The sequence below is a fragment of the Paenibacillus sp. FSL K6-2859 genome (assembly GCF_038008265.1).
GTDB classification, from domain to species: Bacteria; Bacillota; Bacilli; order Paenibacillales; family Paenibacillaceae; genus Paenibacillus_AQ; species Paenibacillus_AQ nitricinens.
This window is the reverse complement of record NZ_JBBOYU010000001.1, coordinates 5,299,022-5,317,461: the sequence shown is the minus strand read 5'-3', so window position 1 is coordinate 5,317,461 and position 18,440 is coordinate 5,299,022. Positions and strand designations below refer to the sequence as shown.

The window sequence follows — 18,440 nt, the reverse complement described above, 5'->3', positions numbered from 1 at the left end:
TCTATTCATTACCGCATAGGAGCGGGGAAAGAGGACGAAGATGCGGATATTGCATACGGGAGATTGGCACCTCGGCCGAACGCTGGAAGGAAGAAGCCGGCAGAAGGAGCAGGAGCAGTTCATAGATGAATTGGTGGAAATCGCCGATTTTCATAAGGTGGATTTGATAATGATGGCGGGAGATGTGTACGATTCCGTTAATCCACCAGCGGCTTCAGAACAACTATTCTATGAGGCTGCCGCAAGGCTGACTGCAGGGGGCAGGCCCCTTGTTGTGATCGCCGGAAACCATGATCAACCGGAGCGCGTATCTTCAGTTTCACCGCTTGTATTAAGGCAGGGGATTACATTAGTGGGGCTTCCTACCTCAGAGCCAGTGACTGTTCATGCTGCACGAACGGGTGAGATCGCCAAAATCGCAGCTCTTCCTTATCCCTCCGAAGCGCGTCTCGGTGAACTACTTGCAGGAGATAGCGGAGAAGAGGAGCTTCGACTGGCTTATAGCGCACGGGTAGGCAAGCTCATGCAGCTGTTGGGACGGGAATTTACGCCGCAGACCGTAAATTTAGCGATGAGCCATATTTATGTGCTTGGTGGTGTGGAAAGTGATTCGGAACGTCCGATTCAGGTAGGAGGAGCGTATACCGTTGATCCTTCTGCTTTGACTTGTGGAGCGCAATATACTGCACTAGGACATCTTCATCGCGCTCAGCGTGTCAAAGGGGAAGGAATGATCCGTTACAGTGGATCTCCGTTGGCATACAGTTTTTCTGAAGCGGGACAGGCCAAATCGGTGACGCTGATTGATGTTGCGCCGGGCGGTGAGCCAATCTTCGAAGAAATTTACCTTCGCTGTGGGCGTCCGCTTGTAAGATGGAGCTCCACAGGTGGATTGCAGGAGGTATATAAATGGCTGGATGAAGGCAGAGATGCTTCTGCTTTTATAGATTTGGAGATTCGGCTTAGTGAAGCCATGTCGATGAATGATATACAGCGCCTGCGCAAGTCGCGCGAGGGAATTATTCATATTCGTCCCATTTACCCGCAAATGGAGATGGAGCTTGAACAGACTTCCCGTTCACGTATGCCGGTGCAAGAATTATTCCGTAAATTCTATCAGCGTCAGACAGGTGGAGCGGAACCGGAAGATAGCTTGATAGAGCTGTTCTTACAGCTAACTGAAGAAGAACGGCGTCAGCCAGAGGAAGGAGAGGAGAACTAAGGTGAAACCTATTCTATTAAAAGTTGCAGGATTACAGAGTTATAGAGAAATGCAAGAAATAGATTTTGAAAGTCTGTGTGAGACGGGTCTGTTTGGGATTTTTGGACCTACGGGCAGCGGCAAGTCTAGCTTGCTGGATGCTATTACTTTGGCGATGTACGGGAAAGTGGAACGTGCCGTTAATGGAACACAGGGGATTATGAACCACTCTGAAGATTCACTCAGCGTAGCGTTTACCTTTGAGCTCACTTCTTCCGCGGGGGCACGTCGTTATCGGGTTGAACGTAAATTCAAACGTACGGGAGAGCAAACCGTCAGCAACACGATTAGCCGTTTCATCGAAATTACAGCTGACGGAGATAACGTTATGGCGGATAAGCTCGCAGATGTTACGCGCTGTGTGGAGGAGCATATCGGTCTAAAAATGGATGACTTCACGAGAGCAGTTGTATTGCCGCAAGGGAAATTTGCCGAATTCTTATCACTTCGTGGCGTAGATCGTCGGCAAATGCTGCAGCGCCTGTTCCATCTGGAACAGTATGGCGATCAGCTGGCAATCAAGCTTAGCCGCCGGGTGAAGGAGAATGAGGCTGCGCTCCGCGCGCTGATTGCTGAGCAGCAGGGTCTTGGCAGCGCAGGCAAAGGGGATGTAGAGGCAGCGGCGGAGCGCCTCGAGCAGGCCACCCTTTATGCTGCGGAATGCCGCCAGAAGCTGGAGGCGGCGCTGCAGGTCTCGGAGCGTTTCGCGCGTATACGCGAGCTCCAAGAGGAACGGACCCGCCGCGAGCTACAGCGGCAGGGACTACTCGCCAAGGAGGAGGAGATTCTCCGCCTTGAACGGAAGCTCGGCCAAGCTGACGAGGCCGAGGCTAGGCTTCCTGCGCTGAAAGCGTGGCGAAGCGCGGAAGAAGCCTTTAAGAGCCGATTGGCCCGCGCGGAGGGCCAAGAGGTGCTGGCCGCCGCCGCCGAGCAGGAGGCGGCGCGTGCCGCTGCCGCCGCGGCTGCTGCGCAGGCCGCGCTTGCAGCGGAAGAGCCGGCCCTCCGGGAGGGGGCCGGCACCTACCGCCGCGCGCTGGAGCTCGAGTCCGAGCTCAGCGCGCTAAGGCGCGAACTCGCGGCTCTGCGCGAGCGCCGCGAAGAGGCCTCCCGCAAGCTGGCGGAGCTGCGGGAGGGCATGGCTCGGGAGCGTGAGCTTTTGGCCAAGGGCCAAAAGCGCCAGCAAGAGCTGCAGCAGAGCTTGCAGCCGCTCGGTGTCCGCTCCCAGGAGCGGCAGTCTCTGCAAGAAGCGATGCAGAGACTGCAAGGGCTGCACTCCGCCGAATCCCAGTGGGATAAGGCGGAGAAGGAGCGCCGCGAGCGTGCCGCTGCTCTCGCGGCTGCGCAGGCGCGACTCGCGGAGGCCGAGGGCCGTCGCGAACTGCAGGAAGCTGCTCGCGGGCAACTGATCCGCGAGGCGGCGGTACATCAAGAGAAGCTGCTGGCGACAGAAGAAGCTGCGCGTGCCGCAGCGGAGCACCTGGAGCAACATGTCAGTGCTTTGGAAGCAGCTATGAAGGATCAAGAGCTTCACAGACTGTCTTTAGCGCTAGCTAAGGAGCTGGAAGAAGGACATCCCTGCCCGGTATGCGGCAGCGAGCATCATCCTGCACCTGCATTATTGCAGGATAGCTTAGAGCAACAGGAACTGGAAATGAATCTTCAGCAAGTTCGCACATTGTCCAGACGGGCTTTGGAAGCTCGTCATTTGTTCCGCGGTCTTCGTGAACAGGATCAAATATGGCTGGAGCAGGTATTTGGAAATGAAGTCATCGAAGCGGCAAATCACCCTGCAGCTGCTGGTTCAGAAGTCAGCACTACTGAGGTTTCCTCAACCGATGTGTCCGTTCCAGATGAAAAAGCCTTGGCAGAACTTGAAGCTGCACTTTTGGCATTAAAAGGACAGTCAGGCGAGCTACGCCGAATTGCGGTACAGTGGCAGCAATCGATGCAGGAGGTCCAGCAGTTGTGCCTCAAAGAAGCGGCAGGTGTCACAGGTGAACGGAGCTGGGTAGAAGGAATCGCTGCCAAAGCTGAGGAACTAAGCGCCCAGCTAACGGCTATGCGGCAGAACTGGACACAGCAGTTCCCGGATCTGGCACCTGGAGAAGTGGAACAAGCTTATCGTGATCTGTTAGCGAAGGATGCACAAGCTGAAGAAATTAGATCTCGTCTTGATATCAGCGTCAAGTTTCTGGAGGAGAAAAATGCTTCAGTGCAGAACCTTCAAGAGACCATAACGGGGCTGGATAAAGAGCTGGCTCAATCGATCACACAGATCGAAGGCAAGGAAGAATTGCAGCGTGAAAAAGATCAGCGTTTACTGGAGTGGACGAATGGCCGTGCTGCTGCTCCTCTTCTAGCGGAATGTGAAGGACGTCTGCAGGAATTGTTAACTGCTCTGGAGACAAGCAAGCAGTTACATCTCGCGGCGGCGGAGAAGGCTCAGCATGAGGTTAAGGAAGCAGCAATTACACGCCAGGCTGCAGAATCTGCGCGTGAACATTACGTAGCAGCTTCCAGTCATTGGGAACAAAGCTTGGCTTCTTCAATGTTTAGTTCAGCCGCTGAGGTTGAAGGAGCAGCGCTCACTTCTGAAGAACGGGAAATGGCATCTTCCCGCGTACGTGCTCATCGTGCCGAAGAAACTGAGGTCTCGTTGCAACTGCGTAACATTGAAGAGAAGCTTGACGGGGCCAGCTTAAGTGAAGAAGAATGGCAAGAAAGTCAAAGGACCTTAAGAGAAAGCAAGGCGGAGGATGAAATATCTCTTCAGGCAAGAGCACGTGCAGAGCGTGATCTGGAGGACCTGCGGCATCGGCATATCCGCTGGATGGAGCTTGAAGCAGAGCGGATTGAGCACGCTTCTATGCAAGATCAACTCTCCAAACTACAGACGGTCTTACGCGGGAACGCCTTTGTTGAGTACATTGCTGAGGAACAATTGATGCAGGTGTGTCAGTCCGCTTCTCAGCGGCTTCGATTCCTGAGTAAGCAGCGTTATACATTGGAGGTTGATTCGGGTGGCGGCTTTGTGATCCGTGATGACGGGAACGGCGGGGTGAGAAGACCTGTCTCAACCCTGTCTGGTGGAGAGACCTTCCTAACATCCCTTTCGCTGGCACTTGCTCTTTCAGCTCAGATCCAGCTGCGTGGGCAATATCCGTTGCAATTTTTCTTCCTGGATGAAGGCTTTGGTACTCTCGACCCAGAGCTGCTGGATACAGTGATTACTTCACTTGAAAGGTTGCATAATGACCAGCTGTCTGTCGGTATTATCAGCCATGTTCCAGAGCTTCGTGCAAGGTTGCCACGCAAGCTGGTGGTAGTTCCTGCTGAACAAGGTGGAGGGGGATCTCGTATCCTTTTGGAAAAAATGTGAAGTGTTTTAAACCGTGTGATCGATATCACAGATACAGCATCAACGCACTGTTATAATACAGCTAAGCCGACATTACTTTAGAAACACCTCGGCGGACGTATGACCGGGAATTTAATCCTTTTCATACGTCCGCCGCCGAATCAGCTTTATAAGCTGTGAAGGGTGTTTCTCTTTTTTTTTGCCATTTTTAACCCTACGGGTGTATATATAGCTCCACTTCAATGGTTAATGGATTTCATTCTGTAATAGATACAGCTCTAGCGTGCGGATGTTGAATCTTCTAGCGTCTTTCGTAATTGGTGATTATCCTGTATGATTATCTTATGATGAAGTGAAATTTCACCAATTTTTAGGAGGCAAGCACTCTATGGAGACCGTGTTTAGCAAAATTATTGAGGGTACTATTCCTTCCAAAAAAGTATTTGAGAACGAACGTATTCTTGCATTCTACGACATCGAGCCGGCTGCACCGGTACATGTGTTGATCATTCCAAAGAAGTTCATTGCTTCCATGAATGATGTCACACCTGAGGATCTTCCGTTAATTGCGGAAATTCACAGTGTAGCGCAACAGATCGCTATCGACCTTGGGATTGCCGAGTCTGGTTATCGTTTGATCAATAATTGTGGTCCTGATAGTGGACAAGCTGTGCCTCATCTTCATTATCACTTGCTTGGTGGGGCCAAGCTGGGAGCTCTCACAGGAAACTCAGCTTCTCACGCATAGTACAATCATTAAATGTTGAAGAACTTGCCAGAAAAAAAGAATAACACGAAGGTTGACACCCTATTTCCGTTTGACCTATAATGGAATTTGATAAACCGTGTTATGCTCTTGGACGGTATGGTCGGAGGGAGGGGAAACTGTGTCTGAAACGAAAGTTCGCAAAAACGAGACAATTGATGCTGCACTTCGTCGCTTTAAACGTTCCATCGCAAAAGATGGTGTCTTGGCTGAGGTGAAGAAACGCAAACATTACGAAAAGCCAAGCGTTAAGAAAAAGCTGAAGTCTGAGGCTGCTCGTAAGAGAAAGTTTTAGGAGGATTACCCACGCATGAATCTTAGCGAGAGATTGAACGAAGATATGAAGCAAGCGATGAAGAGTAAGGACAAGTTCACGCTCTCCACGATTCGAATGGTTCGTTCTACAATAAAGTATCTTGAAATAGATTTGAAGAGAACATTGGACGACAACGAAGTGCTTGATATCCTTAGTCGTGAAATCAAACAGCGCAAAGATGCCCTCCAAGAATTTGAATCAGCGGGTCGCGATGAGCTTGCCGCGAGTACGAAGGCAGAAATCGAGATTATTATTAAGTATCTTCCCGAGCAACTTTCCGAAGAAGAAATTAAAGCAATTGTACAGCAGACCATCCAGGAAACCGGTGCTTCTTCGAAAAGTGAAATGGGTAAGGTCATGAGCGCACTGATGCCTAAGGTCAAAGGTCGCGCCGATGGTAAACTCGTGAACCAAGCGGTTCAGCAATTTCTGCAATAATATAGCGCCAGCACCCCTTGCAAAAGGGGTGCTTTTCTTTGTTTTGAAACGTAATTACGCTTACAACGTAATAAAGTGTATGTGTCCCGGGTCAAATTGAAGAAGGGAGGTAAAAACATTGAAAAGATTACGGAAAATTATGTTAGCCAGCATTCCGGTTGTTTTACTGCTACTGCTCTTAACGCCGTTTATCCCGAATGTAAGCGCTGATGTAACCGTGCCAAAAGCACCAAAGGCTGCGAATGGTGAGATGAAGAAAGGCCCGGTGTTTATTATTCCGGTTGATCAAAAAATTGAAAGAGGTCTGCAAAGCTTTTTGGAAAGAGGGTTCGCAGAAGCTGCTAATTATGGAGCGGTTCTAATTGTACTGGAGGTGGATACACCGGGGGGACTGGTGAGTTCAGCAGAACAGATTGGGACGATGGTAAGAGATAGTGACATACCTACCGCAGCTTTTATTAAAGGTGATGCCGCTTCCGCAGGCAGTTACATAGCACTTAACGCAGGTGCAATCATCATGAAGCCGGGCAGCATGATCGGTTCTGCATCTCTAGTAGATAGTGGCGGCCAGAAAGTAGAAGACGCGAAGATGGTGTCCTACTGGAAATCAAAAATGATTGGAGCCGCTGCTTTAAATGAGCGTGATCCTGATATTGCTGCGGGAATGGTCGATAGTAATTTGGTTGTGGATAAGCCAGATCTAGGCGTATCTAAAGCGCAGGGCGAAATTATTGCCTTGTCTAGTGACGAAGCTTTAAAAGCTGGTTATGCTGATCAAATTACAACCACTCCAGAAGAGGCAATTACTTGGTTAGGTTATACTACAGATGATATTTTTCGTGTGGAGCATACGGGTGCCGAGAAAATGTCGCAATTTCTGACAAATCCGATTATTATGACGATTCTGCTATTCATCGGGATTACAGGCATTGTGATTGAGTTGATCGTTCCGGGCTTCGGTGCACCTGGGATTATTGGGACATTAGCCTTTGTTTTATATTTTTTCGGAAATTCTGTAGCAGGGTTTGCCGGATCAGAGACTTGGCTTTTGTTCATCATCGGACTTGTCATGCTTGTGCTGGAGCTGTTCGTGCCGAGCTTTGGGATATTGGGGATACTAGGTTCCGTCAGCCTTGTGGCAGGTGTCGTACGCGCAGCATACAGCTTCACACATGCATTGTTTAGTCTCGGTATCGCATTCGCGGCTGCAACAGTAGTCATTGTGATTGTGGCTGTCGCATTTAAAGAACGTGGAATTTGGAATAGGTTTATTTTGAAGGATACGCTCTCCAAAGATCAGGGATTTGTACCTGTTGAAGAGAAGTTAAGCTTAGTTGGAGCTATAGGAAACAGTATTACACCACTTCGTCCATCCGGAACGGCTATGATTGGCGGCGAGCGGGTAGATGTCGTTACTGAAGGCAGCTTTATTAGCGTTAATGCACCGGTCTCTGTTGTAAAAGTTGAGGGCGGACGGATTGTGGTGAAGGAAATTAAGGAATAAGGTAAAAGATAAAAGGTATGGCGAATAGTAGCTCCACAATAATTTACTGGAGGTTGTAAAGTTATGGAAGCATCTTTAATTACTTTTTTGTTGATTGCGGTAGTCGTAGTCATTTTGTTGAGTGTCTTTTTAAGCTTCTTCCCGGTCATGCTCTGGATTTCTGCATTGGCGTCAGGGGTTAGAATTAGTATTATTACGTTAGTAGCGATGAGACTGCGTCGTGTAACACCAAGTCGGATTGTTAATCCTATGATTAAAGCGACAAAAGCTGGTCTTGGACTTAACATTAATCAACTGGAGAGTCACTATCTCGCTGGTGGTAATGTAGACCGGGTGGTTAATGCCCTGATTGCCGCTCAGCGTGCAGACATTCCTTTGGAATTCACTCGCGCAGCAGCAATTGACCTCGCAGGACGTGACGTACTTCTGGCCGTTCAGATGAGTGTAAATCCACGTGTGATCGAAACACCTATTGTAGCGGCTGTAGCTAAGAATGGTATTGAGGTTAAAGTAAAAGCAAGGGTTACTGTTCGTGCTAATATTGACCGTCTCGTTGGTGGTGCTGGTGAAGAAACGATTATTGCCCGGGTCGGTGAGGGTATTGTAACTACGGTAGGTTCGAGTGATTCGCATAAAGATGTTTTGGAGAATCCAGATTCGATCTCACGTACAGTTTTGGCCAAAGGTTTGGATTCCGGTACGGCTTTTGAGATCCTCTCCATTGATATTGCGGATATCGATGTAGGTAAGAACATCGGTGCTTATCTTCAAACCGAACAAGCAGAAGCGGATAAACGTATTGCACAAGCTAAGGCTGAAGAACGCAGAGCAATGGCTGTCGCTCATGAGCAAGAGATGAAGGCACGCGTTGTTGAAATGAAGGCGCTTGTTGTGGAAGCTGAATCTCAGGTGCCTATGGCGATGGCAGAGGCGCTCAGAAATGGTCAAATCGGTGTGATGGACTACATGAACATCAAAAATATCGAGGCGGATACACAAATGCGAGGCTCCCTCGGCAAAATGAATGATCAGGACGACAATAACCGTCCTAACAATAATAAATAAAAGGGGATGTGAATCTCCATGAGCTGGATCTATATCGTTGCGGTAATTATCTTCGCGATTGTATCCAATGTGAACAAGGCTGCGAAGAACAAACCTAAAGGTGCTACACGTGGAGGAATGCCCACTTTTGGTGGAGGAGATGAGAATCCTTTACGTCGTAATAAGGATGTGGATGGGAGCGGAGACCACCCTGAACAGTCTAGGAGTGGGTTTCCAACTCCTGTGACTACATCCTCCCGCGAGTATGATGCATCACCTGCCTTTCCAGAGCCTGCGTACATCCCGACACCAGATTATTCTACTGGAGAAGGTATGTCTTTGGAGCACGCTGATGACGGAGTTGAATTGCGCACGCAAAAAATGCAAGAAGAGGTGCGGCGTATTCAAGCTGCTTTTGATGGAATCGCGGGAGCAGATTCCAAATCGGAGAAGACGAAGAGCACATCCTCTGACACAGCTGTCGAGTCAAATAGAACAGCAAATAGGGGTGAGCTGCGCAATGGTGTGGTTTGGGCGGAGATTCTAGGACCTCCGCGCGCGCGCCAGCCGCATTCCACCCGAAGATCGTAATTTTCGGTCAAAGTAACAATTTTAAGCCTTAGTTTTCTTATCTTAACGATAGGAAAGCTGAGGCTTTTTTTATGTTTTTTATACCTGAATGCTGCTCCTTTATTACTTCTTCTCATAAACAAAAGTGTTGCCGCATAAGGTGTACAGAAGGCAGGAAGGGGGAACGTCTACTTATGACCCGTATTGGCCGCAGGCTGCGGGGATGGACAAACGGGGTGCTCGATTTACCACAGGACTTACTACAGGAAATGCCCCGGATCACCCTGATCGGCAATAAAGAACTGTATATCGAGAATCATCGCGGCGTGCTGCATTTTTCCTCAGGCCAGCTTAAGCTCGCGTTAGCTAATGGATCGCTTGAAATCACGGGCGAGGATCTTGTCATTCGCAATATTCTTGGCCAGGAGCTGGCGGTAGAAGGCATTATCGGAGAGATCAGATATAAAGAAAGCGAGGGGAAATCATGAAGGAACCACCTCTTTCATCATTGCGGGGATCCGTTACACTGCATGTGACGGGGCCTCAGGTGGAGAGATTCATTAATGTCATTTCTGAAGCAGGTATAGTGATTTGGGATGTGAGGCCCGCTGAGGGCGGCGCTTCCCTTAAGCTGCTTCTGAATGATTTTTATGTCCTCCGTCCGATTTTAAAGAAGACAGGCTGTCGGATGCACGTTACAGGAAGAAGCGGACTGCCTTTTTTGATGGCGCGGCTTTGGAAACGTAAATTTTTTGGCATGGGAATATTGGTATTCGGGATTATGCTCTTTATGTTATCCACGATGGTATGGAGCATTAGAGTCGAGGGGAATGAAAAAATTGCTTCTGAGGATATATTGGCAGCTGCTCGTCAGGAGGGGGTGTATCCTTTTCAATGGATATGGCGTCTGGATGAGCCGGACAAGCTCTCTAAGGGGCTCCTAGCCCAATTACCCGGCGTTTCATGGATAGGGGTGCAGCGGACGGGGACGAGCATTAAAATTCAGGTGGTAGAATCTAAACAGCCGGATATTAAACCTCTTCTTAGCCAGCGGCATTTGATTAGCAGAACAGATGCGGTGGTAACTGAAATATATGCGGAGCAGGGCAGACCGGTTGTAGCGCGTAACTCACGGGTCAAAAAAGGGGATATCCTGATTTCGGGTGCTTTAGGCGACGAAGAGAATGTACAGTACGTGGTGGCTAAAGGTGAAGTTAAGGGTCTAGTGTGGCATGAATACAATATAGAGGTGCCTCTTACAACAACAAATAGTTCATATACAGGGGATCGTAAGGATCGAACCTATCTGGTGCTTGGCAAATGGGCTATCCAGCTATGGGGTTATGGCGATTCTCCTTTTGAGAAATCACGAACGCTTATTGAGCACGATCCGCTATCCTGGCGGTCCTTTAAGCTGCCGCTGGGCCTAATGACTGAGAAAGAAATGGAGATTAGTGAAACAAGTGAGACATTAACTCCAGAGGCTGGATTTGAAAAGGGAATAGAGCGAGCGAAGAATGATATTTTGGCGCGTTATGGCGTTGATAGCGTCATCAAAAGTCAAAAAGTTTTGCATGAGAAGAAAGAGAATGGTAAAGTTTATATGAAAGTGATCTTTGAAGTAGAAGAGAAAATTTCCGAAGAACTGCCAATAGTAAACAATTGAGGAGAATGAGGCTACTTGTCAGAACAGACTGCAAGCATTCGTATTACTTTGCAAAATGCGGGAGAAGCGCAATCGTTGTTCGGCCCGCAAGATGGATTCCTAAAAATCATCGAGAGTGAAATTCCTGCTATTATTGATTCCCGTGAAGCAGAGTTAACGATACGTGGTGCGGAGCGGGAAGTAGACATGCTGGGACAATTGTTTAATGTGTTGCTGTCCCTCATTCGGAGCGGTTACATACTTACTGAACGTGATGTGCAGTACGCTGTGGAGCTGGCGAAAGACTTTCGAGTCGATCAATTGCTCGATTTGTTCAAGGGAGAAATTACAACAACTTTTCGTGGAAAGCCTATCCGTGTCAAAACGATTGGCCAGAAACATTATGTGACAACGATCAAGAAGCGTGATATTGTATTCGGAATCGGTCCTGCAGGAACGGGTAAGACCTACCTGGCGGTAGTGCTTGCAGTTACGGCACTAAAAGAAGGTTCTGTTAAGCGTATCATTCTTACGCGCCCAGCAGTAGAAGCAGGAGAGAGTCTAGGGTTCCTCCCAGGGGATTTGCAAGAAAAGGTAGATCCATACCTCCGTCCGTTATATGATGCCTTATACGACGTTATGGGGCCAGATCAGGTGGCTAAGGCGCTTGAACGGGGATTGATTGAAATTGCTCCGCTCGCTTATATGCGTGGTCGTACGTTGGACGATTCATTTATTATTTTGGATGAAGCCCAGAATACAACGCCTGAGCAAATGAAAATGTTTTTGACTCGACTCGGCTTCGGGTCCAAAATGGTGATTACGGGTGACGTTACCCAGATTGACCTGCCTCGCGGCAAGAAATCCGGTTTAATTGAGGCTAAAGCGATTTTATCCGGCATAGAAGAACTCGGTTTTGTTTATTTTGCGGAGCAGGATGTAGTACGGCATTCCCTGGTGCAGAAAATTATCGTTGCCTATGACCGCTCTGCCGAAAACCTCCAATAAAGGGGATTGTCTTCATGGCTTCAAAGCAACCATCTAAATTAAGCGGATTTGTATATACGAACAACGGATGGAAGTATAGCGCGGCGACACGCTATGCTCTTTTCCTGTTACTCGGACTTGTGTTCTACTTTAGTCTGTCGCCCGATCTACTGCCTAAGCGGTACGATATTAAAGAGAATACGCTAAGCGCGAAGGAGATTACAGCGCCCAAGCAAATTTTGGACAAGAAGGCAACACTAAAGGCGGCGGAAGAAGCGGCCGAAGGTGTATCTCCTAAGTATAAAATTATCCCGATGAGGGCTGATAATCTTGTGACATCGCTGCTGGACCGGATTGATCGCCTGAATCAGGATGATTTGATTTCACAAAGCGATAAGACTGAGATTTATCGTGATGAGATCCCGCAGAGAGCCAATGATTTTATTTTGAATTTCATAGCCTCCAATCGGGGCGGAGGCACTTATTCCGATCATCTTTTGGAGGAAATGCAATCTGTCATAAAAGAGCAGACCTATGTCATTCCAGATGAAACTTACATTAAGATTCCGCGACTGACCTCTCAGGACATTATCGAAATGAAGCCTGTCGCTCGTGATATTGTGACTAGGCTGATGAACGATCAAATCACGGATGCCCAGACTGCGCGCGCCAAAGTGGCGGAGCAGGTCAGTATCAGCTCTCTGAGTCAGCGCACGGCGCGTGAGGTTGTGCAGGAGTTAGTCCGGCTTGTTATTACAAGCAATAAGTTCTATGACGAAGATGCAACGAAGGAAGCAAAGGTGCAGGCTCGTGAGAACACACCTGATGTGTTTATTGAGCAAGGCGACGTCCTCGTCGCTAAAGGTCAAAAAATCACCCCTGAGCTCTACGCCCTTTTGGATGAGAATGGCCTGCTAAGTAATGAGGTCAACTATTGGCCTCAAGTTGGATTACTATTACTTTCTACCATGCTATCTGCGGGTCTGATGGTGTTTATCCGTTACTCGGGTGGAACCGCGGGCTTCAAGTATAACAATTCCCAGTTATTAATGCTGGTGCTTGTGTTTGTTATTACGATCATTTCCATGCGGTTGACCGCAATTTTGCAGACGGATGTCCATTCCTATCTCGGGTATCTGGCTCCAGTAGCCATTGGTGCTATGCTGATTACCATGCTTCTGGATATGACATTAGCATATTTCTGTTCTATCCTGATCAGTATACTTGCCAGTATCATTTTGAATGTTCAGCAGAATTCGGTGTTTGATTTTACCTTTGGCTTCTTTTCAATTGTTGTTTGTTATGTAGCTATTTTTGCCACTCATCGTGCAGGCCAGCGTTCCACATTATTAAAAGGCGGGATTATGGTATCCCTTTTTGGCTGTGTGACCGTCTTTATGCTGACCCTCTTAGCTGGTGGTGAATGGAAAGATGTAAGCACGCTGTATGCCGTTGGTTTTGCTTTTGCGAGCGGACTTTTGACCGCAGTGCTTGTGATTGGTCTGATGCCTTTCTTTGAAGCTACCTTTGGTATTCTATCTGCCCTGAAGCTGGTAGAGTTGTCTAATCCGAACCATCCCTTATTGCGCAAGCTTCTTACGGAAACACCAGGAACCTATCACCATAGCGTCATGGTAGGTAACCTGTCAGAAGCGGCCGCAGAAGCGATTGGAGCAGATGGCCTATTGTGCCGTGTGGGGTCGTATTATCATGATATAGGCAAAACAAAACGTCCGTTTTATTTTATTGAGAATCAGAATAATATGGAAAACCCGCATGACTCTATTGAACCGAAGCTTAGTAAATCTATCATTGTAGCTCACGCCCGCGATGGGGTGGAAATGCAACGGGAATATAAGCTGCCCAAACCGATTCGTGATATTGCTGAGCAGCATCATGGCACTACGTTCCTGCATTATTTTTACCATAAGGCTCTGAAGCTGGCGGAAGAAAAAGGTGTTGAGCCTGATTTTACCGAGGAAGATTTCCGTTATCCTGGCCCGAAAGCTCAGTCGAAGGAATCGGCTGTTGTAGGAATCGCCGACAGTGTTGAAGCTGCGGTACGATCCTTACGCAAACCAACCGTCCTTCAGGTGGAAACGATGATTGAGAAAATTATTAAAAGTCGACTGGATGATCATCAGTTTGACGAATGTGATTTAACGATTAAAGAATTGGACATTATTGCACGGACGCTGAAAGAAACGGTCATGGGGATTTTTCATTCACGGATCGAATACCCAGAAGATGTGCGTAAGCCGAAAAAAGAGGAAGGGGCAGCTAATCCATGAGTTTAGAGATCGTTTGGGATAACGAGCAAGAAGAATACGAGATAAAGGACGATCTCATCGCACTGCTGGAGAGTATTTTGAAAAAAGCAGGTGAAGCGGAAGGGATCGATCAGGGGGAGGTTGCGCTTACTTTTGTCGATAACACTCGTATTCATGAGTTGAACTTGGAGTACCGGGGAATTGACCGTCCGACGGACGTACTTTCTTTTGCCATGAATGAAAGCGGAGAGGACGAGCTGGACATTATATACGAAGTAGAAGAGGGCGAAGCACTGGAAGATGTTCCGGATGTACTGGGAGATATCATCATTTCCGTAACTCGTGCTCAGGAGCAAGCGCAGGAATATGGTCATTCGCTGGAGCGTGAGCTTGGTTTCCTCTTTGTGCACGGATTTCTGCATTTGTTAGGATATGATCATCAGGATGAAGCTTCAGAGGCAGAGATGATGTCTAAACAAGAGAAGGTACTAGCTCAGGTTGGGTTGACTCGCTAATGGTGAAGAACACGGCGGTAGGACACAAGAAGTTCTGGCACTCTTTTCGGTTTGCATCGCAAGGCATCGTGTCGGCATTCAAATCGGAGCTTAACATGAAGGTGCATTGCTGTTTGGCTGTGGTTGTACTTGTTGCCGCTGCCGTGTTCAGACTTCCTCTGGCCAGTTGGATGCTGCTGCTCTTCTCCATTACGCTTGTCTTAACTGCCGAGCTGCTCAATACGGCAATCGAGGCGACGGTAGACCTGATCTCGCCGGAGATTCATCCGCTGGCTAAGAGAGCAAAAGATACCGCCGCAGGAGCTGTGCTTCTTACGGCGGTGTTTGCTGTCTTAGTCGGGGTCTATGTTTTTTACCACCCGGTGATGGACTGGATTAGCGGACTTATGTCATAATCAGGTTACAATTCAATTTAGGGGAGAGGCGGACCCGCGTTTTGCGATTCCGCCTCTTTGGTTACTGGATGTTTAGGAAGCGAGTTTTGTACGAAGTAATTCCAGGTTGAGACGCTAACAAAACTAAGTGGATGCTCTCGAAGTGAGTTTTGTATGAAGTAATTCCATGATGTAACGCTAAACAAAACTTTAGGAGGACCCCAATATGGATTCCACTCTTCTTATGCAAGAAGCGATTAAAGCACGTGCTAAGGCATATATTCCTTACTCCCGATTCGGAGTTGGAGCCGCCCTCCTTGATCAGGATGGTCATATTCATCACGGATGTAATGTAGAAAATGCTGCTTTTGGCCCAACCAACTGTGCGGAGCGAACCGCTTTATTCCGTGCCATCGCCGACGGTCATGCTATCGGTTCTTTCAAGGCAATTGCCGTTGTTGCCGATTCCGATGGCCCCGTATCTCCTTGTGGTGTATGCCGCCAAGTTCTGATTGAGTTGTGTTCACCAGACATGAAGGTTATCCTTGGAAACATGAAAGGCGATATTGTTGAGACCACGGTGGGAGAATTGCTTCCCGGCGCTTTTGGTCCCATAGATCTGAAGCAAGGACAAGCTCCGGAATAAAATGAGGGTTTGATTTAATGCCTGATTAAAGGCAAATTTAAGTATAGTTAGACGAAGGTTGCTACTTTAATTGCACAATGTACAGTTACATTGCAACTCTTTCGCACAACAATGAATTTAGTTGCAGATAGTGCAATTAAATTTATGATGTCCGTATTTGGCTCTTAAGACTGGATCTATTTGCACAGAATACAACTAAAACACCAAAAACATAAACTCAAACTCAAATTAGTTGTACAAAGTACAATTAAAAATGCTCCAGTTCTACCAAGTTAGGCTAATCTGGTGCAAACTATGTGTTATTAGAGTAACATTACAAGGTAAGCGCCGCGGCAAAAGCCGCCAGAGATTTTTTGCACATCGTAATTTGAACCCCTGCCTGCAATCTGCATCTTAGTAATCTTTATCCATGGTAAGCTTAATGCGGACTGTGTTCATAAGCGACAGTAAGCGTGTTCCCAATAAGGGACGAAAGCGCTCATGCACGATCGTCTCTCTAATCCGTCGAACGTTGCAGGTATGCCCATTTCCGGGTGTCCAGAGGGCCGGGGCCCATGGGGTCCCCCTTGGCTAAGGGGGATTTAGGGGATCGAAAAAGATCTTGGAAGATTTTTGAACGTAAATTTAGAAGGAAAGTATGGAAGGAAGATAATATGAAATTCAAATCAGGCTTTGTCGCAATTATCGGCAGACCGAACGTAGGCAAATCGACACTCATGAACCAGGTTATTGGACAGAAGATTGCAATCATGTCGGATAAGCCACAGACCACTAGAAACAAAATCCATGGGGTCTATACAACGAATAATTCGCAAATCGTGTTCCTGGACACACCAGGTATTCATAAAAGACAGTCCAAGCTAGGCGACTACATGAACCAAACTGCAATGAGCACGCTGGGTGAAGTTGAGGCTGTGCTGTTCCTTGTGGATGCTGCAGATGGTTTGGGCGGTGGAGACCGATACATTGCTGAGCAATTAAACGGACTTAAGACGCCAGTTATTCTTGTACTCAACAAGATCGATAAAATAGAGCCGGAAGCCTTGCTCCCACTTATGGCTCAGTATAACAAGCTGCATAACTTTGCTGAAATCATTCCAATTTCAGCTAAGATGGGTAGCAATGTTAACACGCTGTTAGAGCAAGTCGCTAAGTACTTGCCGGAAGGTCCGCAGTACTACCCAGAAGATCAAATTACGGATCACCCTGAGCAATTTGTGTGCGCAGAGCTAATCCGTGAGAAGATTCTGCATTTGACGCGCGAAGAAGTACCGCATTCCATTGCCGTGGCCATCGAAGATATGAGGGTTGAGCCGAATGGTGTGGTCCATGTGTCTGCCGTTATTTTTGTTGAACGTGATTCTCAGAAGGGGATTATTATCGGTAAGCAAGGTGCGCTGCTGAAAGAGGTTGGAAGACGTGCTCGGACAGATATTGAGAACCTTTTGGGTTCGAAGATTTTTCTGGAGCTATGGGTAAAAGTGAAAAAAGACTGGCGCAATCAGGATCGCGTTTTGCGGGATTTGGGCTTCCATAAAGACCTTTAAGATCTATATCCGTTCTTCCTCGTTTGGCAGGAATTGCAAGGATAGAACCTGGCTCATCGCACATCCTAATTCTTGAAGAGACATCGTCTTTCCCAAGAAAGGATGAATACGAATGCGAAACTTTTCGTGGAAGTATTTTGCAATGACAGGAGACGTCGATGCTTACCTGCTATACAAGGAAGCTGGCTATCCACTTGAAGACAGTGGATTACAGCTAGTGGAAGAAGAGAAGGTCTGTGATGAAGAAGCGCAATAAGGACTGGTTGCTTGCCGAATGGTTGGGGGAAGAGGCATGCTACACAGGGTGGAAGGGATCGTCATCCGCAGCATGGACTACGGCGAGGGGAACGCAATCATTACGCTTTGCACCGAGAACGCGGGAAAAGTAGGAGTTCTGGTGCGTGGCGCAAAGAAGGTCAAAAGCCGCCATGCTGCACTGATCCAATTGTTCACCGTCGGTGAATTTGTTTTTTTTAGAAATAACGGAGGACTTGGGACGCTGAATTCCGGCGAAATCACGAAGTCTCACCACCCTCTACGTGAGGATTTGATCAAAGCTGCTTATGCATCTTACGCTTGTGAACTGCTTGATAAAGTCCTGCATGAGGAGGAGACGGGAAGCTTCTGGTTTCGCCAGCTTACGGCCTGCTTGAACGCACTTGAAGAAGATAAGGAACCTGGAGTTATCATAAATGTTTATGAAATGAAGATTTTGCAAGCAGCCGGTTATGGTCCAGAGTTCGACACCTGTGTGATATGTGGAGCTGAAAAGCCTGATGAACAACTGCTGATAAGCCCTCGCCTTGGTGGAGCGCTCTGCCGCAGCTGTAAACATAATGATCCTCCAGCAATGGAGGTCTCCGCTCGTGCGTTGAAGTTGCTACGCTTATTCGCCAGACTTGATCTAACTAGATTAGGGAATGTGGATGTCAAAGAAAGCAGCCGAGATGAATTGAAAAAAATTATGCGAGCCTTTATGGATATGCAGCTTGGATTAAAGCTGAAATCACAGAATTTCCTGGACCAGCTCGACAAGTACAAGATTTGACGAAATCTGATTTTTCCGTTACTATAGGAACAGTTTCTTTATAAGATTATCTGATCGCTGTTTTGCTCCATTTCGGGAGAGCGTGCATTGATCGGGAAAGTAGTGAGCGACATTGTTGCGATTCAGCGAGCTGGGGGTAGTGAGAGCCTGG

18 protein-coding genes are annotated in these 18,440 nt (G+C 47.8%); all 18 read left to right on the top strand.

Annotated features, from left to right (window positions below):
• The first annotated feature begins 40 nt into the window (after positions 1 to 40).
• The 18 genes from MHB64_RS23795 (at position 41) to recO (ending at position 18,289) form a co-directional block, all read left to right on the top strand.
• On the top strand, positions 41 to 1,222 hold the full coding sequence (locus MHB64_RS23795) for an exonuclease SbcCD subunit D (protein WP_094870313.1): 1,182 nt from the start codon (positions 41 to 43) through the stop codon (positions 1,220 to 1,222).
• A 1-nt stretch (position 1,223) separates the two neighbouring features.
• Positions 1,224 to 4,640, top strand: coding sequence for an SMC family ATPase (locus tag MHB64_RS23790; RefSeq protein WP_341135499.1), 3,417 nt, complete (start codon positions 1,224 to 1,226; stop codon positions 4,638 to 4,640).
• Positions 4,641 to 5,007: 367 nt separating this feature from the next.
• A complete protein-coding gene (locus tag MHB64_RS23785; RefSeq protein WP_042130338.1) occupies positions 5,008 to 5,367 on the top strand; it encodes a histidine triad nucleotide-binding protein in 360 nt (119 codons plus the stop codon).
• A 139-nt stretch (positions 5,368 to 5,506) separates the two neighbouring features.
• The gene (gene rpsU, locus MHB64_RS23780) at positions 5,507 to 5,680 is read left to right on the top strand and encodes a 30S ribosomal protein S21 (protein WP_036657994.1); all 174 of its coding nucleotides are present in this window, start codon (positions 5,507 to 5,509) and stop codon (positions 5,678 to 5,680) included.
• Between the two features lie 15 nt (positions 5,681 to 5,695).
• The gene (locus MHB64_RS23775) at positions 5,696 to 6,139 is read left to right on the top strand and encodes a GatB/YqeY domain-containing protein (protein WP_042190953.1); all 444 of its coding nucleotides are present in this window, start codon (positions 5,696 to 5,698) and stop codon (positions 6,137 to 6,139) included.
• Between the two features lie 139 nt (positions 6,140 to 6,278).
• A complete protein-coding gene (locus MHB64_RS23770) occupies positions 6,279 to 7,643 on the top strand; it encodes an NfeD family protein (RefSeq protein ID WP_094876468.1) in 1,365 nt (454 codons plus the stop codon).
• A gap of 63 nt (positions 7,644 to 7,706) precedes the next feature.
• Entirely contained in the window at positions 7,707 to 8,708 is a 1,002-nt protein-coding gene (floA, locus tag MHB64_RS23765) for a flotillin-like protein FloA (protein WP_060621995.1), read from the top strand.
• An 18-nt stretch (positions 8,709 to 8,726) separates the two neighbouring features.
• Positions 8,727 to 9,278 carry a hypothetical protein gene (locus MHB64_RS23760; protein ID WP_094870315.1) on the top strand — a complete coding sequence of 184 codons (552 nt, stop codon included), beginning with the start codon at positions 8,727 to 8,729 and terminating at the stop codon, positions 9,276 to 9,278.
• A 173-nt stretch (positions 9,279 to 9,451) separates the two neighbouring features.
• On the top strand, positions 9,452 to 9,745 hold the full coding sequence (gene yqfC / locus MHB64_RS23755) for a sporulation protein YqfC (RefSeq protein ID WP_094870316.1): 294 nt from the start codon (positions 9,452 to 9,454) through the stop codon (positions 9,743 to 9,745).
• Positions 9,742 to 10,923: a sporulation protein YqfD gene (gene yqfD, locus MHB64_RS23750; RefSeq protein ID WP_094870317.1), complete on the top strand. Its 1,182-nt coding sequence runs from the start codon at positions 9,742 to 9,744 to the stop codon at positions 10,921 to 10,923. Before yqfC ends, yqfD begins: the two co-directional genes overlap by 4 nt.
• Before the next feature lie 15 nt (positions 10,924 to 10,938).
• Positions 10,939 to 11,910 carry a PhoH family protein gene (locus tag MHB64_RS23745; protein WP_042190944.1) on the top strand — a complete coding sequence of 324 codons (972 nt, stop codon included), beginning with the start codon at positions 10,939 to 10,941 and terminating at the stop codon, positions 11,908 to 11,910.
• Between the two features lie 14 nt (positions 11,911 to 11,924).
• Complete coding sequence (locus tag MHB64_RS23740) at positions 11,925 to 14,180, top strand: HD family phosphohydrolase (RefSeq protein WP_094870318.1); 2,256 nt, start codon at positions 11,925 to 11,927, stop codon at positions 14,178 to 14,180.
• Positions 14,177 to 14,674 carry an rRNA maturation RNase YbeY gene (ybeY, locus tag MHB64_RS23735; protein ID WP_094870319.1) on the top strand — a complete coding sequence of 166 codons (498 nt, stop codon included), beginning with the start codon at positions 14,177 to 14,179 and terminating at the stop codon, positions 14,672 to 14,674. The genes MHB64_RS23740 and ybeY overlap by 4 nt, the downstream gene beginning before the upstream one ends.
• Positions 14,674 to 15,069 carry a diacylglycerol kinase family protein gene (locus MHB64_RS23730; RefSeq protein WP_042130323.1) on the top strand — a complete coding sequence of 132 codons (396 nt, stop codon included), beginning with the start codon at positions 14,674 to 14,676 and terminating at the stop codon, positions 15,067 to 15,069. Before ybeY ends, MHB64_RS23730 begins: the two co-directional genes overlap by 1 nt.
• 205 nt (positions 15,070 to 15,274) lie before the next feature.
• Entirely contained in the window at positions 15,275 to 15,694 is a 420-nt protein-coding gene (locus MHB64_RS23725; RefSeq protein ID WP_341135498.1) for a cytidine deaminase, read from the top strand.
• Between the two features lie 653 nt (positions 15,695 to 16,347).
• The gene (gene era, locus MHB64_RS23720) at positions 16,348 to 17,241 is read left to right on the top strand and encodes a GTPase Era (protein ID WP_042190933.1); all 894 of its coding nucleotides are present in this window, start codon (positions 16,348 to 16,350) and stop codon (positions 17,239 to 17,241) included.
• Positions 17,242 to 17,353: 112 nt separating this feature from the next.
• Positions 17,354 to 17,497 (top strand): YqzL family protein, encoded by a 144-nt coding sequence (locus MHB64_RS23715; protein ID WP_076117313.1) that lies wholly within the window; start codon positions 17,354 to 17,356, stop codon positions 17,495 to 17,497.
• A 36-nt stretch (positions 17,498 to 17,533) separates the two neighbouring features.
• Positions 17,534 to 18,289, top strand: coding sequence for a DNA repair protein RecO (gene recO, locus MHB64_RS23710; protein WP_341135497.1), 756 nt, complete (start codon positions 17,534 to 17,536; stop codon positions 18,287 to 18,289).
• Positions 18,290 to 18,440 lie beyond the last annotated feature (151 nt).